The following is a 22,787-nucleotide window of genomic DNA, read 5'->3' as shown; positions in this document are numbered from 1 at the left end:
CTTAAATTAGGATGGGTTTAACGGGGCCGGATTTCTGCCCGATTTTGATTATTTTCGCAATCTAAATTTATACTGATCGTAATGAGTGAAATGGAATTACCGGAAGAGCAGTCACAAGAGGTGCCGCATGAAGAAAATGCCGCCTCGATTGACAAAATGTATCAGAGCTGGTTTTTAGAATATGCAAGTTATGTAATACTGGAGCGTGCAGTACCTGCGGTAGAGGACGGGCTTAAGCCGGTGCAACGCCGTATCCTGCATGCTATGAAAGAAATGGATGATGGCCGTTTTAATAAGGTGGCCAACATCATAGGGCAGACGATGCAGTATCACCCGCATGGTGATGCCAGTATCGGAGATGCCATTACCAACCTGGGGCAGAAGGACCTCATGATTGAAACGCAGGGTAACTGGGGAGATGTGCGTACGGGTGACCGTGCAGCGGCAGCCCGTTATATTGAGGCAAGACTGACCAAATTTGCACTGGATGTGGCTTTTAATGCTAAAACTACGGAATGGCAATTGAGTTACGACGGCCGTAAGAATGAACCGACCACACTACCCATGAAGTTTCCACTGCTACTCTCACAGGGTGCAGATGGTATCGCAGTGGGTCTGTCTACCAAAATATTACCCCACAACTTTATAGAGCTGATCGACGCTTCTATCAAGCACCTGAAGGGCAAACCCTTTACGCTATATCCCGACTTTCTTACCGAAGGTATGGCAGACATCAGCAATTATAATGATGGTATGCGTGGTGGTAAGGTACTGGTGCGTGCCCGTATAGAAGAGATAGATAAGAAAAGTATAGCCATCCGTGATGTTCCTTATGGAGTAACCACCTCCGGACTGATTGAGAGTATTCTGAAAGCCAATGAAAAGGGAAAAATCAAGATCAAGAGTGTAACGGACAATACTGCTGCGGTAGTAGAACTGGTCGTGCAACTGGCACAAGGTGTATCTATAGATCAGACGATTGATGCACTGTATGCCTTTACCGATTGCCAGATTTCTATCTCTCCGAATGCCTGTATCATCATCAATGATAAACCTCACTTTGTAGGAGTATCTGATCTGCTGCGACGTTCTGTAGAATTGACGAAGGAGTTGCTGAAAAAGGAACTGGAGATTAAGCTCCGGGAACTGGAAAATGACTGGCATTATTCTTCTCTGGAGAAAATATTTATCGAAAAACGTATCTATCGCGACATCGAGGAAGAAACGACCTGGGAAGGGGTACTGCAGGCCATCGACAAAGGTCTGGCTCCTTACAAATCTATGTTCAGAAGAGAGATTGTACAGGAAGATATTATCCGACTGACGGAGATCAAGATCAAACGTATATCTAAATTCGACAGCTTCAAAGCGGATGAGCATATCAAAAATGTGGAAGAGGAGATCAATACGGTGCTGCACAATATTGAACACCTGACTGATTTTGCGGTTACCTATTATGAAAACCTGCTGAAGAAGTACGGAAAGGGTAAAGAGCGCAAAACGGAGATTAAAGTATTTGATACGATTCATGCCACAAAAGTGGCCATCGCCAATACCAAACTGTATGTAAACCGTAAGGAAGGATTTATCGGATCGTCATTAAAGAAAGACGAGTTTGTATGTGACTGTTCTGACCTGGATGATATCATTATCTTCCGCAGAGACGGTATTATGCAGATTACAAAAATGGCCGACAAAACCTTTGTGGGCAAAGACATTCTGCATGTAGATGTATTCCGTAAAAATGATGAACGTACAACGTATAACATGATGTACATGGATGGCATCAGTGGTATCGTTTATGGCAAAAGATTCAATGTAACCGGTATTACCCGCGACAAGGAATATGATCTGACTAAAGGCAATAAAGGCAGCAAAGTAGTATACTTTACGTCTAACCCTAATGGTGAAGCGGAAGTGGTAAGCATTACTTTATCGCCGGGCAGCTCTGCCAGAATCAAAACATTCGATTTTTATTTTGAAGAACTGGCCATTAAAGGCCGTAGCTCGCAGGGTAACCAGGTAACGAAGTACCCGGTACGCCAGATCAAATTTAAAGAGCAGGGAAGAAGCACTTTATCGGCTCCTAAAATCTGGTATGACGAGCAGGTGGGCCGTCTGAATACGGATGGCTACGGCAGACTGCTGGGCAGCTTTAATACAGAAGACCGTATTATCGTATTCTATAAAGACGGACATTATGAACTGACAGACTTTGACCTGAGCAACCGCTACGAAACAGATTCTATCCTGGCTATAGACAAATGGTCGCCGCAGGATCCGATTACCGCAGTGTACTTTGACAACGATAAGAAACAGTTCAACATTAAGCGTTTCCGCATAGAAACGCAAACCTTAAAGAATAAGTTCCTGTTTATTAAAGAGGGCAATAAGAACTATCTCAAATTTGTAACCGTTCATCCTAACCCTACTTTACTGGTATGGGCCGGGAAGAAAAAAGCAGATGCTGTGAGCACAGAGTGGAAACCGGCAGAGCAGGTAGAAATAACCGGCTGGAAAACCATCGGCGTTAAACTTTGTGACAATGATCTGATCCAAATTGAAGACAGTTATCCTCCTGTAGCGGAGCAGGCTTCTCAGGAAGAAGAACACCATGATGAAGGAGAGGCAAATGCGGCCCCAACTTTATTTTAAATTTAATAAAAACTGAATAATTCATTAGCTTTACCGTCCGGCTAATGCTGTTGATGTATTAGAATTGTTATGATGAATAAGATTCCATTAGAAATAGTTGCCTTATCCAGTAGTGTTACGCAATTGCAGTCTTATGCTGTAGTATTGGGTGAGGTAGGTGGTTTAAGGCGTATCCCTATTGTGATCGGAAGCTACGAAGCACAGTCCATTGCGGTGGCATTAGAGCAGATCAAACCTGCACGTCCGCTGACACACGACCTGATGACCAGCGTACTTGCTTCTTTCCAGATTGACCTGCAGGAAGTGATTATTTATAAGTTGTCTGAAGGCATTTTCTATGCTTTGCTGATCTGTGAGCGCGACGGTGATGTGATTGAAATTGATTCCCGTACATCTGATGCGATTGCCCTGGCAATACGCTGCGGATGCCCGATTTATACTTACGAGAACATCCTTAACGAAGCAGCCGGATTTAACGAAGACCAAACGGATACACCTGAAGAAAACACAGAGTCTCAGGCAGCGGATAGCGGCAGTACACCGACTCCTGCGCCAACAGGCAAGACAGAACAGGAAGCCCCGAAAAAGGCGATGCCAAAATCCAGCTTAAGCCATTATACGATTGCAGAACTGGAAGAAATGATGCAGAAAGCACTGGATAATGAAGATTATGATCTGGCCATACAGTTCAGAGATGAACTGCGCGCGCGCGGGGCAGGATCTTAGTTATTGATTCCGGAACATTCACCTTTATATTTAAAGAACACATCTCGTATGTCTGATAATATATCAAACAACAAGAAAAAGCAATTACTCTTCAGATTACTCGGAGTAATTGCTTTATTGATTATAGTAAACATCGCTGCATACCGCTGGTATGCTCAGCTGGACCTGACTAAAGACAAAAAGTACTCTACCACAGAGGCTACACATCAGTTCCTGAAATCGCTGAAAGGGAAAGTCCATATCACGGTATTCCTGAAAGGAAAAAAGATTCCTGCAGCGTTTAAGAACCTGTCTGTAAGCACGGAGGAGATGCTGAAAACTTTCAGTAATAACAGCGGGCAGCGCATCACTTACGATTTTGTTGACCCTACTGAGGGAGATGATACGGCGGTGATCGGCACCCTGGCACGTTACCACATTACCGGCTATCCGGTAACCATTAACGGTGAGGGCGGTGGCTCGGAGCAGAAGATGGTTTACCCATGGGCACTGGTGCGCTACAAACCGGATAATGGTGCTCCGGAAAGGGCTACTCCTGTATTTCTGCAGCAGACCAACTCTATGGTTCTGTCCAAAACAATCCTGAGCAGATCAGAAATGTTGCTTGAATACAACCTGGCAAATACAATCATGAACCTGCAGAAAGATCAGCAGGATTTTGTAGCCTATCTTACCGGTAATGATGAAATTTTTACCCCGGAAATTGCGAGCCTCTTTGCAACCATCGGTGCGCAATACGGACTGGATACAGTAAACCTGCAAAGTCAGGTAGCGATAGATCCCAAGCATTATAAAGCGGTTATCATCAATCGCCCGTTCAAAGCTTTTGAAGAATTGGATCAGTTCAAAATCGATCAGTATATCATGAACGGTGGTAAAGTTATCTTTGCTATTGATCCTGTGCAGGCCTCTATTGATAGTTTCAGAAAGAAGGAGACCTTTATGGCCATGCCTGTAGAGCTGAAGCTGAATGATATGCTGTTCCATTATGGTGTGCGCATCAATAATGACCTGGTGCTGGATGCCGCTTCTAATGCGGGTATACCAGTCAATTCAGAAGGACAGGCACAGCCTAAAATGTTCTCCTGGCCATACTTTCCTATTTTACAACCAGGAGCAGAAGGGCATCCTATTTCCAAAAATCTGGATGGGGTATTTGCCCGTTTTGCCAGCAGTATCGACATTAATAAGAACAATAATAATATTAAGAAGACCGCCCTGCTGACTACTTCTGCCTATTCCAAAACGGAAGGAGCGCCAGCTGTTATTATGTTCAAAACCATACTGGATGAGTCGAATCCGGCAACCTTCACCAAAAAGAATTTAGTTGTAGCAACCTTACTGGAAGGGGCTTTTACCTCAGCATTCAATGGACAGTATAGTAAGGAAGTGGCTAACTTTATGGCGGCAAACCATATTATCCTGAAGCCCGCTGCACCTGCCAACAGTAAAATTATTGTATTGAGCGATGCAGATATCCTTCTGAATGAAGTATCTGAAGAAGAGCAGCGCCCGATGGATATGGGCGTATACCGTTTCAATAAGTCTTATCGATTCGATAATATTACGTTCCTGCAAAATGCGTTGACTTACCTGGTAGATGATCAGAACCTGCTGGCGGCAAGAGAAAAATCTTTTGAAAACCGTATCCTGGACCCTAAGCGTATAGAGGCGGAGAGAAGCCAGTGGCAGATGATTGCAATTGCCGTACCGGTGATCCTGGTAGGCTTACTGGCATTGATTTATACCTTTATCCGCAAGCGTAAATATACCGGCAAATAGGTTTTGATAATCTTAAAATATTATTAATCAATAAAGGGAAAGGCATTTTACAGCTACATTTGTAAAGAGATTAATTTAAAAACAAAAATAAATAGACACATTATGGCACACACACTTCCTGCATTACCATATGCATTCGATGCTTTAGAACCGCATATCGACGCTACGACTATGGAGATTCACCATGATCGCCACCACAAAGCGTATGTTGACAACCTGAATAAAGCGATCGAAGGAACTGAAGCTGCTGATCTTTCCCTGGAAGATCTGATGGCCAATATTTCTAAATACCCTGCTGCTGTACGTAACAACGGTGGTGGCCACTATAATCACAGTCTGTTCTGGGAAATCCTGAGCAACAACGGTAGCCAGCCTTCTGAAAAATTAGCGGCTGCTATTGCTGAATTAGGCGGTATGGATACCCTGAAAGAAAAACTGGCTACTGCAGGTGCTACCCGTTTCGGTAGTGGCTGGGCATGGCTGATCGTAAAAGACGGTAAACTGGAAGTAAGCTCTACTCCTAACCAGGACAATCCGCTGATGGATGTTGCTGATGTAAAAGGTACACCGGTACTGGGTATTGATGTATGGGAACATGCTTACTACCTGAAATATCAGAACAAACGTCCTGATTACCTGTCTGCTATCTGGAATGTAATCAACTGGGCAGAAGTAAGCAAACGCTACGAAGCTGCGCTGTAATATATTTACAACTATAAAAAGTAATGGCCTGATCTAAAGATCAGGCCATTACTTTTTATAGTTGCGTTTAACGATTGATATTGTCAAAGACTTGTGTGGTATATGGTGCTTTACATTCTATATACACACTGAAACCTTTGTCGCGAGAGGATAATACAATGTATTTATCTTTTTCATGAAAGAACATCTGGTAGTTATTGCCCACTTCGCTTACAACAGAATACTCTACTCCACCATCTCTTTGTTTACGGTTCACAATCTTATACAGACTGGTAATGGTACCCGTACAATGAACGAATTCATTATTGTTGATGAATAAATAATAGGAATTGTAATCGGCTGCGGCATATTCTTTGGTGATCTTGCCGTTTTCATCAATTTCAAATTCCTGACGGGTTTCGCTGGGCCATACCTGGCCTTTTTGTGCCCATAAACCAGTAGAAGCTGCCAAAAGCAGCATCAGTGATAATACCTTTTTCATAATTTTTGTTTTTAGGGTGAATGTGAATGCATTACAAATATATTCACATTAAATGAAAATTCATATATAACTGGTATATTTCATTTAAAGTTTTTATTTCACCAAAAGTTTGTAGCCTTGTCCGTCAATCCTCAATATATATATACCAGGTACCAGCTGATCCGGGAGCTGTATGCTGCAACTCTTACGGAAAGGACTCTTATACCTCTCTAATACGCGGCCATCTATACTCTGTAGCAGTGCTTCTTTTACATGGTTTAAGGACTTTCCTTCCACATAAATATAGCTGCCAGCCGCTACGGGATTCGGATAAATATTCAATGACTCTTTCGCGGTGATACTAATCATGGTCGGTTCTTCAGGAAGATTTCCCAGTCCATCACAGTAATTTAACGGGTACGTATTCCATTCTGTACTATCATACACAGCAGTAGGTAGTGTAACTGAACCTTTACGATAAAGGCTACGGCCAGTGGCAAAGTTTGCCCGAACAGAAGCATCACCTATACGATCAATGGTAGTGTTATCATGTAACAAATCAATGGCGAGTGTGCCATCAAAGTTCATGGGTAATCCATTGGAAACAATATCAGCACTATCTACTGCAAAGCAGGCCAGCTGCGCATGAGGATTGATGATGACCAGCTTTCGTCCATGTGCCAGCGTACCTTCCAGCTGAATCTTATTTGATGACCAGTATAAAGCACCTGAAGTACTATTTTCCTGGCGCATATTCAGGTAATAATGCCTCAGATCCACTGGATGCCCCGTCTTATTACTGATTTCAATGGCCTTATTATAGGCAGAGCCTGTAATAAGTTTGCTGATCAGCAGATCACCTGCAAAAGTATCAGTTGTTGTTGTCGTTGCGGAGATAGCTGGTGCTAAAGCACTTTTCACATAGCTTGTACTATAGCTACGCACGGTAATATCGTAAGTTGTGTTTTCGGTCAGCTGATCAAAAGTGTAGCTAAGACCTTGCGTAGAGCCCACGAAATTTCCATTCAGCAATACCTCATAGCCTGCAATATTTCCTCCCTGTACATATGGCCATTCAATAGTGATAAATTGCTTTCCTTTCTCCTGCATCACCACCTGGAAAGGCGCGTCGGGCACGGTATTATCATTGGGAAGGTTGCCCCAGATAGATTGTACCCATTCCGGGTGATCAATAAACGGATTGCGGTTACCCTGTATGGCATATACCGCATTATTGCGCTCCATCTCTTTTTGCGATACCGGATCCTGCTGGTGCCAGCTCAAGAGTAAGGGTATGTACCAATCCTTAAACGACTTTTCAGAAAGACTATCTATCGGGTTGCGCACATTGGCATATTCAAAAAATGGCAAGAGGTTTTCATAACGGACTGCTACATACATAAGCATACGCGCTATATCTCCCTTAAACTCATCTATAGGCTCTGTAACCGTATTGGTATAATTGGCTGTGGCAGATGGTCCGACCTTTGTACCGTTTAATGAGGTAAAGGCTGCGTTACCCACCTTCGCATACGGATAATTGCTCCTGCGCTGGTTTACACGGGCATCGGTCGGCAAGATAAAGTGCAGGTCAGAGTACATGGGGTAATAACTATTAAAGAAACTCTGGGAATAAATATGCTCCCTGTTCCAGCCCAGGCCTTCGGTAGATGCACCACTGATCAGGCTGTTATTCTGATAATAGTAATTATAAGGATCAAGGCCGACGGGGTTTTCGGAATAGATATCCAGCAAGGAACTGTCGTTTTCATAATACAGATCCCTGTCTGTCTGTTGGTAGAAAGATGGAAGGTCTCCATAGTTCCAGCTGATGGTCTTATGGGCTACAATATCATGCAGTTTCGTTTTAAGACGATAGCCCTGCAGGTTCTGTGTGCCATTATAATAGCTCCCCGACTGCGCCAGCGTACTGAACGCAGAAATGATTATAACAGCAAGTGTACAAATACTCTTATACATATATCTGATCATTAATATAGTACAAAAATAATTATCCAATATTAAGCCCATATTTCCTTTAGAGAAAAGCATGGGTGGGGCACATAAAAAAAGCTCCCGTAAAACGGGAGCTTTTGTATATAAGAATGATATTTCTTATTTAACGATTTCGGTAACTTGACCAGCACCTACTGTACGACCACCTTCACGGATCGCGAATTTCAGACCTTTCTCCATAGCGATAGGAGCGATCAGTTTCACGAACAGGTTTACGTTATCACCAGGCATAACCATTTCAGTACCTTCTGGTAACATACACTCACCAGTTACATCCGTAGTACGGAAGTAGAACTGAGGACGGTATTTGTTAAAGAACGGAGTGTGACGGCCACCTTCTTCTTTAGACAGAACGTAAACTTCACCTCTGAACTCAGTGTGAGGAGTGATAGATTTAGGAGCAACGATTACCATACCACGACGGATATCTTTCTTATCGATACCACGTAACAGCAGACCAGCGTTATCACCAGCTTCACCACGATCCAATAATTTTTTGAACATTTCTACACCAGTACAAGTAGAAGTCAGAGGAGACTCATTGAAACCAACGATTTCAACGTTATCACCTACATTGATCACACCACGCTCGATACGACCTGTAGCAACAGTACCACGACCAGTGATAGTGAATACGTCCTCTACAGACATCAGGAATGGTTGGTCAACAGCACGTGGAGGCAGAGGAATGTACTCATCTACAGCAGCCATTAACTCTTCGATTTGAGCTACACCAGCAGCATCACCGTTCAGACCTGCTAATGCAGAACCTTTGATGATTGGAGTGTTATCTCCATCATAATCATATTTAGATAATAATTCGCGAACTTCTAATTCAACTAATTCTAAGATCTCAGGATCGTCAACTAAGTCAACTTTGTTCATGAAAACTACGATACGAGGTACACCTACCTGGCGAGCCAGCAGGATGTGCTCTTTAGTTTGAGGCATCGGACCATCAGTAGCAGCTACTACCAGGATAGCACCGTCCATCTGAGCAGCACCAGTGATCATGTTTTTTACATAATCGGCGTGACCCGGACAGTCAACGTGCGCATAGTGACGATTTTCAGTTTGATACTCTACGTGTGCAGTGTTGATCGTGATACCACGCTCTCTTTCTTCTGGAGCACCATCAATTTCATCATAACCTTTTTTAGCAGCCATACCTTTTGATGCTAATACAGAAGTGATAGCAGCTGTTAAAGTTGTTTTTCCGTGGTCAACGTGACCGATTGTACCAATGTTTACGTGGGGTTTCTCCCTGTTAAAGGTCTCTTTTGCCATTGTTATTTTTTTTAAAGAGTTGTGTTAAACGTTAAAATATACACTTTCTGTTTTGCCCTTTTTCAAAACAGAGTGCAAATATATGCATATTTTCTCATATTGTACAAATTTTAATTGTAAAACAATATTAAAAAATCATCATCTTAATTTATGCACTCCGTCTTGTTTAAAACAAGGCAAAGAAAGTATATTATTAAGAGCTGTTGAGCAGGATTGAACTGCCGACCTCTTCCTTACCAAGGAAGTGCTCTACCACTGAGCTACAACAGCTTGTTGTTGGATTTATTGTCAAAAAAAATGAACTGCGGTAGGGCTGCCGTTGTGAACAACTATTAACATACCATACGACAATTCATCTCAGACTACAATAATGAGCGGGAGACGAGTCTCGAACTCGCGACCTACAGCTTGGAAGGCTGTCGCTCTACCAATTGAGCTACTCCCGCAAAAGCACTAAAGAGTGCTATTCGCTAAATAAAAAATGTGGGCAGGGAAGGATTCGAACCTCCGTACACGTGAGTGAGCAGATTTACAGTCTGCCGCCTTTAACCACTCGGCCACCTACCCTAGTGAGACTAGCTTAAAACATGAATAAACACATTCGAAATTTCGCCTCAATAAGAGCCGCTTGCCGGACTTGAACCAGCGACCTGCTGATTACAAATCAGCTGCTCTACCAACTGAGCTAAAGCGGCGCGTTACTTCGTTTTTTATTTTCTTAAAGAACTTTGTTCCCGTTTGGGATTGCAAAGGTAGAAAACCTTTTTTTATCTGCAAAACTTTTTTTGCTTTTTTTTCAAATTTTTTTTCAAAGTCCCTTTTCAGCGGGCATTACACGCCTTTTATCATTGATGATCCTAATCAATATTTAATCATTAAAGTACACAAACAAATCAATACATTTGCAAGTATAACGAGCACAAAACATTTCTATAGATTATGTTACCGATTACCCTATTCAGACAAGCACAGGAAAAAGAGCGCATCCTGGATGGCCTTCGCAAAAAACATTTCAAGCAAGTTGAAATTGTAGATGAAATTATCGCGCTGGACGAACAAAAAAGAACTATTCAACAGCAATCGGAGTCATTGACGGCTCTGCAGAACCAGGCATCGAAAACGATTGGTGCACTGATGGCTAAAGGAGAAAAAGAACAAGCAGAAGCCGCTAAAAAAGAAGTGGCTGCACATAAAGAACAATCGGCAGTGCTGCAACAGGAATTAAACCGCCTGGAAGCAGAACTGCATGATAAAATCGTAAGCTTGCCTAACCTACCGCACAGCAGCGTTCCGGAAGGCAAGACGCCAGAAGAAAATGAAGTGGTGCGCAGTGGTGGTGACATGCCGGAATTTGAAGGTGAAGCATTGCCGCATTGGGAACTAACGACCAAATACAACCTGATCGATTTTGAACTGGGTAATAAGATTACCGGAAGTGGCTTTCCTGTATACCGCGGTAAAGGCGCGCGTTTACAGAGAGGACTGATCCAGTATTTCCTGGATTATAATACCAAAGCCGGTTACGAAGAGCTGCAGGTACCGCATATGGTTAATGAAGCGTCTGCTTATGGTACCGGACAATTGCCCGATAAGGAAGGACAAATGTATCATGCCAAAGATGATAACTTCTTCCTGATCCCTACAGCTGAGGTGCCGGTAACCAATATTTACCGCGATGAGATTGTAAAAGCAGAACAATTGCCGGTTAAAATGACCGGTTATACTCCTTGCTTCCGCAGAGAAGCGGGTAGCTATGGTAAAGATGTACGTGGCCTGAACAGACTGCATCAATTCGATAAAGTAGAGATTGTACAGATGATACAACCGGAGCACTCTTATGCAGCGCTGGAAGAGATGGTTTTACATGTAGAGAACCTGATCAAATCATTGGGCCTGCCCTATCGCATCCTGCGTTTATGTGGTGGCGATATGAGCTTTACTTCTGCGCTTACTTACGATTTCGAGGTTTACTCCGCGGCACAGCAGAGATGGCTTGAAGTAAGCTCTGTGTCTAACTTTGAGAACTTCCAGACCAATCGTATGAAGATCCGTTACCGCAATGCGGAAGGTAAAGTAGAACTGTTGCATTCCCTGAACGGAAGCTCTCTTGCACTGCCACGCATACTGGCTTGCCTGCTGGAGAACAACCAGACTGCCGAGGGCATACGCCTGCCGGAAGTGTTGAAAAATTATGTACCTTTCGAAATCATCAACTAATCTGAAACACTTATGATACAAAGAATACAATCGATATGGCTGTTGCTGGCTGCATTAGTGATGGCAGGCATGTTTTACTTTGATGTATACCACTTTGCTGCAGCTGCACCGGACGATGCCACACAGGGCGTTTACAACAGCGTTAAGAATATCAACAATAACTACCTGGCTATAGTGCTTTCCGGCATCAGTGTAGTATTAAGCCTGGTTGCGATCTTTATGTTCAAAAACCGCAAAAGACAGATCGGGATGGTATGGATCAATATCCTGCTTTGCATCGGATTATTGTTCTGGCTGTTTGTAGGTCTGAATAATTTCTGGAATAAATATCCGGGTGTTGAGGGTAGTTTATGGATAGGAATGTTTCTTCCTTTTATTACCGTATTCCTCTTGCTATTTGCCTTAAGAGGCCTGCGTAAAGATGAAAAATTAATCAAGTCTCTGGACCGTTTACGATAATTAAAATTCAGACAAGTCATAAAAAAAGCCCCCGCCTTCCGGCGGGGGCTTTTTTTATGACTTGTAATCTGATTAATTCTTAACCGGCAGCAGGGAATATCCTTTAGCATATTCAGCCATTTGCTCGTAGAATGAAGTTGGATATTCGATCTTAACATCAGTGATCTTATCGCCATTCATAACCGGAACCAGTCTTGGTTGTACAAACCCTTTGTACGGTTTGGTATTCAGTTTTGCATAACGATCCAGGATCTCTTTATGTAATACCGGATCTACTTTTACACCATAGGTTTCCACCAGGTTTTTACCGGCATTGAAATCCCCTTCAGATTTAATACGCTGAATCTCTTTCAGCAGTTCGCCGAACAGGGTACGCAGCTTATTGTAATCATTGATTTTTACGAAGGTTTTACCGTCTTTCTTGATCAGTTCAACTACGTTATCTTTCTTACCTTTTTCATATACCCAGTATGCATTCAGGGCTCTGTTGCGCATATGTGCTTCTTCAATTTTATCACCCAGTTTCAGGCGGGTCAGCTGCGTCATCAGGCCATTCATCATGTAGTTATAGTATTCTGCTTTACCTACTTCCAGAGAAGGCATCACACCGATATCTACCAGTTTTTTGTCCATGATGTAATACAGCGCAACCAGGTCGGCACGAGCCTCTTCCAGGGCACTGGCATAGTTTTTCAGGGTTTTATCCGGAGTACCTACACCCGGGTTGATCTGTCCTGATGCGTGACCGATACATTCATGCATATCTGTATGCAGATCGCTGGCCAGGCTACCGTATTGTTTAATACGATCCATATCTTCTTTACCATCTACAAACTCTTCCAGCATACCACTTGATTTGCTGCTTTCATTATAGGCATGTACGATATTGGTCAGGGATACTGATTTAGAGCCATGTTCTTTTCTAACCCAGTCAGAGTTAGGCAGGTTGATACCGATTGGAGTACTTGGCGCCGCATCTCCGGCTTCTACAATCACTGTAATACCTTTAGCGGTAATCCCTTTAACTTGTTTTTTCTTATGCTCCGGCATCAGTGGAGAGTTGTCCTCAAACCATTGTGCTTCACTGGCAATTTTAGAAACAATTTTGGTTGTTTCCAGGTCTTTCAGAGACACTACGGCCTCATAACTACCTTTCTTGCCTATTGCGTCGTTATACACCTCTATAAAGCCTATAGACGCATCTATACGGCTTGCGGTATCTGCAGTCCAAGCGATGTTGTATTCATCCCATTTTTTCAGGTCACCGGTTTTGTAGTATTCAACCAGTAAAGACAGTGCTTTTTTCTGTGCTTCATTTTCCGCTACAGTAACTGCCTTTTCCAGCCAGGAAACCATTTTAGTGATTGCTGCATCATACATGCCACCTTGTTTCCATACCTTCTCGATTAATTTACCGGAAGCATCTTTCATTACCTTAGAGTTCAGTCCCCATTCCGGCTCGCGGTCAGAGTGCGGGAACAATGCTGGATTGTTGTAGAATGCTTCTACCTCTTTCTGTGTAACACCTTCGTAGAAGTTGTTTGAAGAGTTGGCAATGTTATCCACACCAGCACGCAGATCCACCATCTTAGGCATATAGCTCATATCATACAGTGGCGCATGAATGCGGGTCAGGAATGCATCTACGTTTTCGCCCTGCTCTAAAGGCAGCTTTGTGGTATCACTATTCTTTACCAGTGATTTGAAATATTCTTCAGAACACTCCGGAATAAATTTATCTTTTGAATAGTGGTGGTGATTACCGGTGCTGAACCAGAAACGACCAGCATATTCCATGAATTTTTTCCAGTCTTCGGAGTTCTTATCTCCTTTATACGTTGTATAAATTGTTTCGATGGTCTTGCGTAACGTTAAACCATGAATATTGGCCTGATCGTAATAGATATCTCTACCACACAGGGCTGCTTCATAAAGGTAGTACGCCAGTGTTTTTTGCTGCAGTGTCAGCTCATCCCAACCCGGCACTTCGTAGCGCAGCAGTTGCAGGTCTGCAAAGGCTTCTGCCTCTACTTTAAAATCTTTACTGTAACCGCTTGCGGCTTTTTCTTTTCCATCCGTAGTACCGGAAGTGGTTCCTTTACAAGAAGCAAATGCTAAAGCTCCTGATAGCATCATCATTCCTATTTTTAATTTTGACATAAGCAATTAATTTTTCTGGTATTGAAGCAGTAAAGATAAACTAATTTCAATAGTAAGCCTGTCCCCCTTTCGGGGGGAGATTGTAACAAAAAAGAGCTGCATCCGAGGGATGCAGCTCTTTTTGATATGTAAGATTAATATTCTATTTCAGACCGAATGCTGATAAGATCAGGTATACAGCTCCTGCGAACAGGGCTGAGATCGGAATGGTAATAATCCATGCCCATAAAAGGCTGATGGTTACACCCCAACGAACGGCAGACAGACGCTTGGTGGCCCCTACCCCGATAATAGAACCGGTAATGGTATGTGTTGTACTCACCGGTATTTTCAGCATCTCTGTGATAAACAGGGTTAAGGCACCGGCTGTCTCAGCAGCCACCCCTTCGAAAGGAGTTACTTTAGTGATCTTGGTACCCATGGTTTTAATGATCTTCCAACCACCACTCATAGTACCCAAAGCGATTGCTGTATAACATGCCAGCGGTACCCAGGCCACCATATGATCCAGGTTATACTTGGTCGGATCGTAGGCGATATAGGCCGCCATAATGATACCCATTACTTTCTGTGAGTCATTACCACCGTGACCAATACTGAATGCGGCAGAGGAAACCAGCTGCATGCGTTTGAACCAACGCTCAGATTGTGCATAGTTCAAAGAGCTCAGGAACAGGGTAAAGATGGACATAGACATGAGGATGAAGAACAATAATGCCCATTTCATATTATGCCCAAACAGTAATAACTTAAGGATATACGGCTTCTGGCTGTCGATTGATTTCTGTGCAGCCTCAGCTTTCTTTTTCGCTTCTTTCAGATCTTTAAACAATGGTTCTGCTTCTTTTCTCAGCGTCTCATCTGCGATCTCTTTTACTTTCTGATCGGTAGTCAGGTTTAAAGCGGTGATTTTTGCAGTTGTTTCTTCAATCTTTACCTGCGAATTATACATGGTTGCCTTTGGTGTCTCCAGCACTCTTGACATAGAGTACAGGGAAAGGATAATGATCGACACTGATATAACCTTCGGCCACGCTCCTTTCTTGAAGGAGTGCAGGAACCATAGTGAGATGATAAAGGCGACCAGCATACCCATAAACGGTGCCAGTACAATGAAGGAAATAATCTTGATAATGGTAGGACCATCGATAGCACCTAATCCGGTAGCTCCACTGCTGGATAGTAAGGCATGTGCTATGGCCGCCCCGCCGAAGCCCCCGATAAGGGTGTGGGAGGAGCTGGAAGGTATTCCGAACCACCAGGTAATAAGGTTCCAGGCAATGGCTGCTATGAGACCGGCCAGGATAACCGCCAGGGTAATGTACTCCGTCTTTACCGTCTTGGCAATGGTATTGGCTACCCCGTGGTCAAAGATAAAATATGCTGCAAAGTTGAAAAATGCTGCCCATACTACAGCCTGCAAAGGTGTCAATACCTTTGTAGACACTACGGTCGCAATCGCATTTGCCGCATCGTGGAAGCCGTTAATATAGTCAAATATTAAGGCTAATGCTATAATGACAATCAGTAAAGTAAACATATAAAAATACTATTGAGATAAAATGTAAAAGAATTGATTAACCCGCAACGGATTAAGCATATTTAACGATTATCGATTCAATAATATTTGTAGCATCTTCACATTTATCGGTGATAAATTCCAGATCCTGATATACGTCTTTTAATTTGATAATTTCTACCGCAGGCAGGTTAGAAGAGAACAGGTCGGTAATGCTTGCCGTGTACACATCATCAGCTTCATTCTCGTAGCTGTTTACTTTTACACAACATTCTGTAATCGCACGGATATTTTTCATATCGCGCAGGTTATCTACCGCAATAGCCAATTGTTCAACAGACAGTTGTACAATCTCCGCCATTTTCTTCATATAATCATTAGGCTCTGTAACGTCGTAAGTAACGATCTTGTTACCGGCTGCATACATAAAATCAGCTACATCATCCAGTGCGGTAGCCAGGTAGTGGATATCCTCACGGTCAAATGGGGTGATGAAATTCTGGCCCAGTTCAACAAACACTTTGTGCGATAAGTTATCGTTTTTGTGCTCCCAATCTTCCAGTTTGAGCAATGCCGCTCTTCTGCTATCATAGTTCGGATCGTTCAATGCTGCTACAAATGCCTTGGACATTCCCTGAAGGTTTACTCCGATTTGCTCAAATAAGCTGAAAAAAATCTTGTCCTTAGGAAGGAAAGCCTTCAAAAATGAATTTAAACCCATATAATTTTATGTTATGCTTTTAAAATTTGGGGCAAATGTATCAATATAATACCGGGCTATGCAATCAAAACGCCAGAGTTAATAATTAATTAATATTGGATTGCTGCCTACCAGACCATGTCAAGGCCATATTTCAGCCTTTTCAGCTTAACATCTTTAGGAAATGTGAAGTCGGCAGCCACCAGTGACATTGGGGTAATAGACACTGCTTCTTTATCTTCTACATACTTTCCGCGCAGGTCAAGGGTAATCACACGAAGCGGCAGGGCTCCTTTAGAAGCCTTGATATACACATTCCACTCTTCCATGTTGTAGTTATTGTATACCTCGGGATTAATCCTGATCTCGGGACTGTAGAAGTATATGTACGCCCTGAAGTCCGCCTCGACCTTAACCGCCTTACAGACATGACCCAGAATAGTGTCCGTATCTTCAACCTCAAACACTTTTACGCGCTGGGTCGTCTTGCTGGTTACATCGATCTTATAAGCGGTATGATCCCTATTAAAGAAGAAATAGGCATTATTACCAGCATTGTACAATTTCACATGATTTTTGTTCTGATCCAGTAACTTATAGTTCTGCTCATTAATGTACAAATGCTGCTCGCGGTCAAAAAATGCCGCCACTTTGCTGTTAATATTATTCCCTTTAAAATCGGAATAATTCATTACGTATGAAATCTTGCCCTGGAAATACGTCGTCTTTTCCTGCGACCAAACTACACAAAATGCACATAACTGTGCCATCAATAACACGAGAAACCTCATATAAACTTTATTTTTAAATTTTTACTATTTACTACTACGTTTTTTTTTAGGGCTGAGAGGTTACTCTTTCAATCAGTTCATATAAGGAGGTAGAGTAAAACTAAAACAATATTTTCATATTTCCTACCACACTTAAAAAACTATATGATAACTTTATGTAATATTATTAATGTTACTTTAAAACTACCATAATGAAATCTAAAACCAGCCCACAAATCCTAATTATTGACATTGAGACCGTTAGCGAACATGCAGACATTACAAACCTGGAAGAAAGCATCCGGGAGCATTGGATACACAAGTCTTCATTTTTAAAGCTTAACGAAACAGAACTGGCCGATCCGGCCGAAAGTTATCGTAACAGGGCCAGCATCTATGCAGAGTTTGGCAAAGTAATCTGCATAGGCCTGGGCATCATTGATACTAAAAACAAACAAATCCGTATTAAGTCTATAGCTGATCACGATGAGCAAACTGTCTTGCAGACCTTTGCCGATACCATTAAAGAGATCTCGGAACAGCATCCTTCCATAATATTCTGTGGCCATAATATTAAGGAGTTCGACCTGCCTTATCTCTGCAGGCGATTTACCGTACAGGGCCTGAGCCTGCCCGATTGCTTACAGCTGAATGGCCTGAAACCATGGGAAGTACCTCATATTGATACCCTTAATCTATGGCGATTTGGCGATTACAAACATTTTATTTCACTGGATCTGCTTGCCCGCACCTTAAAATTGCCGTCTTCTAAAACGGAGATGAGTGGTAGTGAAGTAGGACATAACTACTGGATAGAAAATGACCTGCCCGGCATTGCCCATTACTGCATGAGCGATATCTATACTACCGCGCTGGTCTACCTGCGCCTGACACAGCAAAGCAGCGATGGATATGAGCCCTGTTATGTGTAATGTTTTATTCTAGGCAGAAATAGTTAAATTTGTGTGTATAAACCAGATAATGAAAAAGAATACTACTACGAATGATATTGTTATTGCATTGATTGAAGATGACGCTATAATCCGGGAGAGCTTCCAGGTCTTACTGAACGATGCTGAAGGCTACCAGGTAAAAGCAGTATTTGCAGATGCAGAAAGTGCGCTGAAGCAGCTTCCTGCAATTGCTCCGGATGTTGTGCTGCTGGATATACAGTTGCCGGGACTCTCGGGTTTGCAGGCTTTACCCAGGATTAAAGAAATATGTCCCGATACGGCTGTAATTATTCTGTCTGTAAACGAGCACCAGGATGCCGTATTTGAGGCGCTGACCAAAGGAGCCTCCGGCTACCTGACCAAAAACACGCCCCCACAGAAAATACTGGATGCGGTGAATGAAGTAATGCTGGGCGGCGGACCAATGAGCGCGCACATAGCCCGTATGGTTGTTAACTCCTTCCAGCGCAGCAAAGAATCTCCCCTCACCAAGAGAGAGACAGAGATACTGGAGCAGATTGCCAATGGAAAGACGCGGGGCAAAATAGCAGATGAATTCTTTATAGACCTGGAGACCGTAAAATCACACCTGAAAAATATATACAGTAAGCTTGATGTTCATTCTAAAGCAGAAGCCATTAAAACAGCCCGTATGAACAAATTTATATAACCCCATTTACTATTCTATAAACGCTTTAATCACATGATAAAACAGTTTTTTTGGATAATCGGATGCATACTGCTTTTATGTCCCGGCTATAGCGCGCAGGCACAGAGCAGCAGCGTTCTCTTTATCCCTAATGAAGGGCAATGGTCACAGGATTTTCTCTATAAGGGTATCTCTCCGAATGTAGACATATACCTGGAACATGGAGGGATTACTTACCTTACCGGCGCTCCGGAAAACAATGCCCTGATCGAGCAGTATAAGGATGGTAATATTGATGCCCCTACGCTGAAGTTTCATGCTTATAAAATGAAATGGCTTAACGGGAACCAGCAGGCTGCTGTGGTGCCGCAAAGCAAGCAAACTGCTTATCACAACTATTATCTGGGCAGCGATCCTCAACGCTGGAAAAGTAATGTGTCCTTATTTGGCAATGTTACTTTTAAAGAGATCTACCAGGGTATAGATTTTTATTTCTATTCTGAAAACAGCTACCTGAAGTATGACCTGGTGGTGCAACCCAATGCAGATATTAATAAAATAAAACTGCAGTACGAAGGTACAAACGGACTAAGCCTTGAAAAAGGCAACTTACAGATCCAGACCTCCGTTGGTAAGATTATAGAACAAAAGCCGTACGCTTTCCAGTATGTAGATGGCGTTCGTAAAGAAGTAAAGTGCGAGTATGTACTGAATGGTGATGTGCTGAGCTTTAAATTTCCTAAAGGTTACGACAAAAGCCAGGTACTGACTATTGACCCGCAGATGGTGTTTGCTACACTGACGGGTTCTATTGCAGATAACTGGGGCTTTACCGCCACGTACGATGCTGCCGGCAATCTGTATGCCGGGGGTATTGCCAGAGGAGCTGGTTATCCGGTGGGTACCGGTGCCTTCCAGACCACTTATGGCGGTGGTAGCGGGTCTGCAAGTCTGGGTATAGACTGTGATATTTCTATCTCTAAATTTAATGCTTCAGGTACTTCCCTGGTTTACTCAACATATATAGGTGGCAGCAGCAACGAAATGCCGCACAGCCTTATTGTAGATCAGAATAACAATCTGGTGATCAGCGGAAAATCTGCTTCTACCAATTACCCAACTACTACCGGCGCTTTCCGTACCACCAATGCAGGAGACTTTGATATCATAGTTACCAAACTGAATGCCGGTGGCACTGCACTTGTCGGATCTACCTATATCGGAGGCACGGCTGCAGATGGTGTAAACATCTCTGCCAACTATAATACATTTTCTACCTTAAAACATAACTACGGTGATGACTCCCGGAGCGAGGTTATTGTTGATAATACAGGTAATATATACCTGTCCAGCAATACGCAATCTGCAAACTTTCCGGTAAGCTCCAATGCGCTTAAATCATCGCTGGGCGGTACACAGGATGGTGTATTTCTGAAATTTAATCCAACCCTGACCACGCTTACCTATGGTACTTACCTCGGTGGCACCAGCGTAGACGGAGCCTATAGCATTGCCCTGGACAAAACACAGGCTATGGTATATGTTTCCGGAGGTACGCAGAGTACCGACTTCCATAGCAGCAGTACGGCTGGTGCATGGCAATCCAGTAATGCGGGAGGTATCGACGGATATATCATGCGCTTCCAGAATAGCGGTACTTATCCTTTGATCCGTACAACTTATGTGGGCACTCCGGCTTATGACCAGAACTATGGTATACAGGTCGACAAAGAAAATAATGTATATGTAATGGGACAAACACAGGGTAGCTTCCCGGTGAGTCCCGGTGTATATAACAATCCGGGTTCACGCCAGTTTTTGCTGAAGCTGGATAGCACGCTCGCCACACGGATTTACTCTACTGTATATGGCAGCGGCAGTAATGTAGCCAATGCAAATATCTCTCCGGTTGCATTTCTTGTAGATACCTGTGAGAATGTATATATCTCCGGCTGGGGTGGTCTTACATCTGCTGCACCGGCAACCAGTGTACTGGGTATGCCTATAACCAGCAATGCAATACAACCTACAACCGATGGTGCAGACTTTTACTTTATTGTATTAAGCAGTGGTGCCCAGAGCCTCCTTTATGGCACCTACTTTGGTGCTCCGTCTAAAGAGGAGCACGTAGATGGTGGTACCAGCCGCTTTGATCCTAAAGGGGTGGTATACCAGGCTATATGTGCCAGTTGCGGTGCAGGCTCTGCATTTCCATCTACACCGGGTGCCTATGCAACGACAAAAGGCAGTTCTAACTGTAACCTTGGTGCGGTAAAAATCGCGTTTAACCTGGGTAGTGTGTCGGTGAATGCTGCGGCGAGCCCTTCTACTTCTGGTTGTGTACCATTTACCGTACAATTCCAGGACAACTCTTCCAATGCTACCTCATGGAGCTGGGCCTTTGGCGACGGGGGCTTCAGCACGGCACAAACCCCTACGCATACATATACCACACCGGGCACTTATAGCGTGCGCCTGATCGGAAGCAATCCCGAAGGCTGTATTACGGAAGATACCAGTTATGTAACCATTGTCGTACGTGCAGATACCGTTAATGCTGACTTTACTTATACTATACTGGATAGCTGCTTTAACCCTAAAGTGCAGTTCAATAATACTTCTGTAGGTATTAACGGCGGCCCTACCACGGGTGCTACATTTGTATGGGATTTCGGCGATGGTAATAGCTTTACCGGTGCCAACCCTCCGGTGCACTCCTATGCCGGTACGGGACCATACAACATTAAACTGAAAATGACGATGCCTGGTGCCTGTAATAACCCAGACAGTGTGATCAAAACGATTAATTTTTCTAACCTGTTTGTAAACGCTAATCCGCTCCCGGACATAAGCGCTTGTGTACATGCGGCAGTGGACTTCCCGGATTCCAGCAGCAATGCGATCTCTTATCAGTGGGATTTTGGCGATGGCACTCAGGCGACCACTTCTCCAACCAGCCACGTATATACCCAGGCTGGAACGTATACCGCTCGTTTGATTGTGGGCAATCCCAATACCTGTAATAAATTCGATACGATCTATGTAACTGTCAAGGTAAATCCGGCACCGACTGCTGCATTCACCTTTAGTCCGACAATAGGAGAACCGAATGAACCGTTTACTTTTTCCAACCAAAGTACAGGAGCGAGCAGCTACTTATGGAATTTCGGTGATGGCAGAAGCAGTACGGAAACTAATCCTGTATTTGAGTACAGACGTAGTGGAACATACGAAGTATGCCTGACCGCCACCAATGAATTCAATTGTAGTGACAAAGTATGCAAGGAACTGACCGCGAGCATTTACCCTATCGTAGATCTGCCTACAGCATTCAGTCCGAATGGAGATGGTAATAATGACATCCTGCGTATCAGGGGTTATGGTATTGACAAGGTAAACCTGCAAATCTTTAACCGCTGGGGAGAAAAAGTATTCGAGACCAGTGAACTGGATAAAGGATGGGATGGTAAGTATAAAGGTGTACTCCAGGAAATGGATACTTATGGTTACTTGCTTACTGCCGATTTCTTTGATGGCTCTACTACCAAGAAACAGGGTAATGTAACCCTTATGCGATAAGCATTTCAACATTATATAGAAACAATAAAGGAGGGCAATGCCCTCCTTTATTGTTTTAACTGACTATACGCATGTAGGTAACTCTTTTATTCGTCCTTTTGTCCAGGCAACAAAAGGACCAAAAATGCCTTTGTTTTCATCAAGGCGATTGCA

16 protein-coding genes and 4 tRNA genes are annotated in these 22,787 nt (G+C 43.3%); 9 read left to right on the top strand and 11 right to left on the bottom strand.

What is annotated here, in order from left to right:
* Positions 1-81: 81 nt before the first annotated feature.
* The 4 genes from EMP01_RS06180 (at position 82) to EMP01_RS06165 (ending at position 5,865) form a co-directional block, all read left to right on the top strand.
* Positions 82-2,655 carry a DNA gyrase/topoisomerase IV subunit A gene (locus EMP01_RS06180; RefSeq protein WP_129020589.1) on the top strand — a complete coding sequence of 858 codons (2,574 nt, stop codon included), beginning with the start codon at positions 82-84 and terminating at the stop codon, positions 2,653-2,655.
* A 69-nt stretch (positions 2,656-2,724) separates the two neighbouring features.
* Complete coding sequence (locus tag EMP01_RS06175; RefSeq protein ID WP_237559483.1) at positions 2,725-3,381, top strand: bifunctional nuclease family protein; 657 nt, start codon at positions 2,725-2,727, stop codon at positions 3,379-3,381.
* Positions 3,382-3,429: 48 nt separating this feature from the next.
* Positions 3,430-5,163: a gliding motility-associated ABC transporter substrate-binding protein GldG gene (gene gldG / locus EMP01_RS06170; protein WP_129020588.1), complete on the top strand. Its 1,734-nt coding sequence runs from the start codon at positions 3,430-3,432 to the stop codon at positions 5,161-5,163.
* 102 nt (positions 5,164-5,265) lie between these two features.
* Positions 5,266-5,865, top strand: coding sequence for a superoxide dismutase (locus EMP01_RS06165; RefSeq protein WP_129020587.1), 600 nt, complete (start codon positions 5,266-5,268; stop codon positions 5,863-5,865).
* A gap of 67 nt (positions 5,866-5,932) precedes the next feature.
* On the opposite strand, the gene EMP01_RS06160 is transcribed toward EMP01_RS06165, so the two are convergent.
* The 7 genes from EMP01_RS06160 to EMP01_RS06130 form a co-directional block, all read right to left on the bottom strand.
* The gene (locus tag EMP01_RS06160) at positions 5,933-6,346 is read right to left on the bottom strand and encodes a hypothetical protein (RefSeq protein ID WP_129020586.1); all 414 of its coding nucleotides are present in this window, start codon (positions 6,344-6,346) and stop codon (positions 5,933-5,935) included.
* 93 nt (positions 6,347-6,439) lie between these two features.
* Positions 6,440-8,305: an HNH endonuclease signature motif containing protein gene (locus EMP01_RS06155; protein ID WP_161971234.1), complete on the bottom strand. Its 1,866-nt coding sequence runs from the start codon at positions 8,303-8,305 to the stop codon at positions 6,440-6,442.
* 135 nt (positions 8,306-8,440) lie between these two features.
* A complete protein-coding gene (gene tuf, locus EMP01_RS06150; protein ID WP_129020584.1) occupies positions 8,441-9,628 on the bottom strand; it encodes an elongation factor Tu in 1,188 nt (395 codons plus the stop codon).
* A 198-nt stretch (positions 9,629-9,826) separates the two neighbouring features.
* A tRNA-Thr gene (locus tag EMP01_RS06145) sits at positions 9,827-9,898 on the bottom strand.
* 103 nt (positions 9,899-10,001) lie between these two features.
* Positions 10,002-10,074: transfer RNA gene (locus tag EMP01_RS06140), tRNA-Gly, on the bottom strand.
* Positions 10,075-10,112: 38 nt separating this feature from the next.
* Positions 10,113-10,195: transfer RNA gene (locus tag EMP01_RS06135), tRNA-Tyr, on the bottom strand.
* Between the two features lie 55 nt (positions 10,196-10,250).
* Positions 10,251-10,323, bottom strand: a tRNA-Thr gene (locus EMP01_RS06130).
* A 244-nt stretch (positions 10,324-10,567) separates the two neighbouring features.
* Between EMP01_RS06130 and serS the strand changes: the two genes are divergently transcribed.
* Complete coding sequence (serS, locus tag EMP01_RS06125; protein ID WP_129020583.1) at positions 10,568-11,845, top strand: serine--tRNA ligase; 1,278 nt, start codon at positions 10,568-10,570, stop codon at positions 11,843-11,845.
* 12 nt (positions 11,846-11,857) lie between these two features.
* A complete protein-coding gene (locus EMP01_RS06120) occupies positions 11,858-12,304 on the top strand; it encodes a DUF4293 domain-containing protein (RefSeq protein ID WP_129020582.1) in 447 nt (148 codons plus the stop codon).
* Between the two features lie 72 nt (positions 12,305-12,376).
* Here EMP01_RS06120 and EMP01_RS06115 read toward each other — a convergent pair whose 3' ends face one another.
* The 4 genes from EMP01_RS06115 to EMP01_RS06100 form a co-directional block, all read right to left on the bottom strand.
* Entirely contained in the window at positions 12,377-14,464 is a 2,088-nt protein-coding gene (locus tag EMP01_RS06115; protein ID WP_202615998.1) for a dipeptidyl-peptidase 3 family protein, read from the bottom strand.
* 142 nt (positions 14,465-14,606) lie between these two features.
* Complete coding sequence (locus EMP01_RS06110) at positions 14,607-16,004, bottom strand: inorganic phosphate transporter (protein WP_129020581.1); 1,398 nt, start codon at positions 16,002-16,004, stop codon at positions 14,607-14,609.
* 52 nt (positions 16,005-16,056) lie between these two features.
* Complete coding sequence (locus tag EMP01_RS06105; RefSeq protein ID WP_129020580.1) at positions 16,057-16,704, bottom strand: DUF47 domain-containing protein; 648 nt, start codon at positions 16,702-16,704, stop codon at positions 16,057-16,059.
* Positions 16,705-16,811: 107 nt separating this feature from the next.
* Complete coding sequence (locus tag EMP01_RS06100; RefSeq protein WP_129020579.1) at positions 16,812-17,474, bottom strand: hypothetical protein; 663 nt, start codon at positions 17,472-17,474, stop codon at positions 16,812-16,814.
* A gap of 191 nt (positions 17,475-17,665) precedes the next feature.
* Between EMP01_RS06100 and EMP01_RS06095 the strand changes: the two genes are divergently transcribed.
* From EMP01_RS06095 to EMP01_RS06085, 3 genes are read left to right on the top strand one after another with little or no spacing between them, the layout of a single operon-like run.
* The gene (locus tag EMP01_RS06095; RefSeq protein WP_129020578.1) at positions 17,666-18,385 is read left to right on the top strand and encodes a 3'-5' exonuclease; all 720 of its coding nucleotides are present in this window, start codon (positions 17,666-17,668) and stop codon (positions 18,383-18,385) included.
* A 49-nt stretch (positions 18,386-18,434) separates the two neighbouring features.
* Positions 18,435-19,076: a response regulator transcription factor gene (locus EMP01_RS06090; RefSeq protein ID WP_129020577.1), complete on the top strand. Its 642-nt coding sequence runs from the start codon at positions 18,435-18,437 to the stop codon at positions 19,074-19,076.
* Between the two features lie 33 nt (positions 19,077-19,109).
* On the top strand, positions 19,110-22,634 hold the full coding sequence (locus EMP01_RS06085; RefSeq protein ID WP_129020576.1) for a gliding motility-associated C-terminal domain-containing protein: 3,525 nt from the start codon (positions 19,110-19,112) through the stop codon (positions 22,632-22,634).
* The last annotated feature ends 153 nt before the right edge of the window (positions 22,635-22,787 follow it).

The sequence above is a fragment of the Edaphocola flava genome (assembly GCF_004118155.1).
GTDB classification, from domain to species: domain Bacteria; phylum Bacteroidota; class Bacteroidia; order Chitinophagales; family Chitinophagaceae; genus Edaphocola; species Edaphocola flava.
Note: the sequence above shows the minus strand (reverse complement) of the source record. Positions and strands in the feature narration are given on the sequence as shown.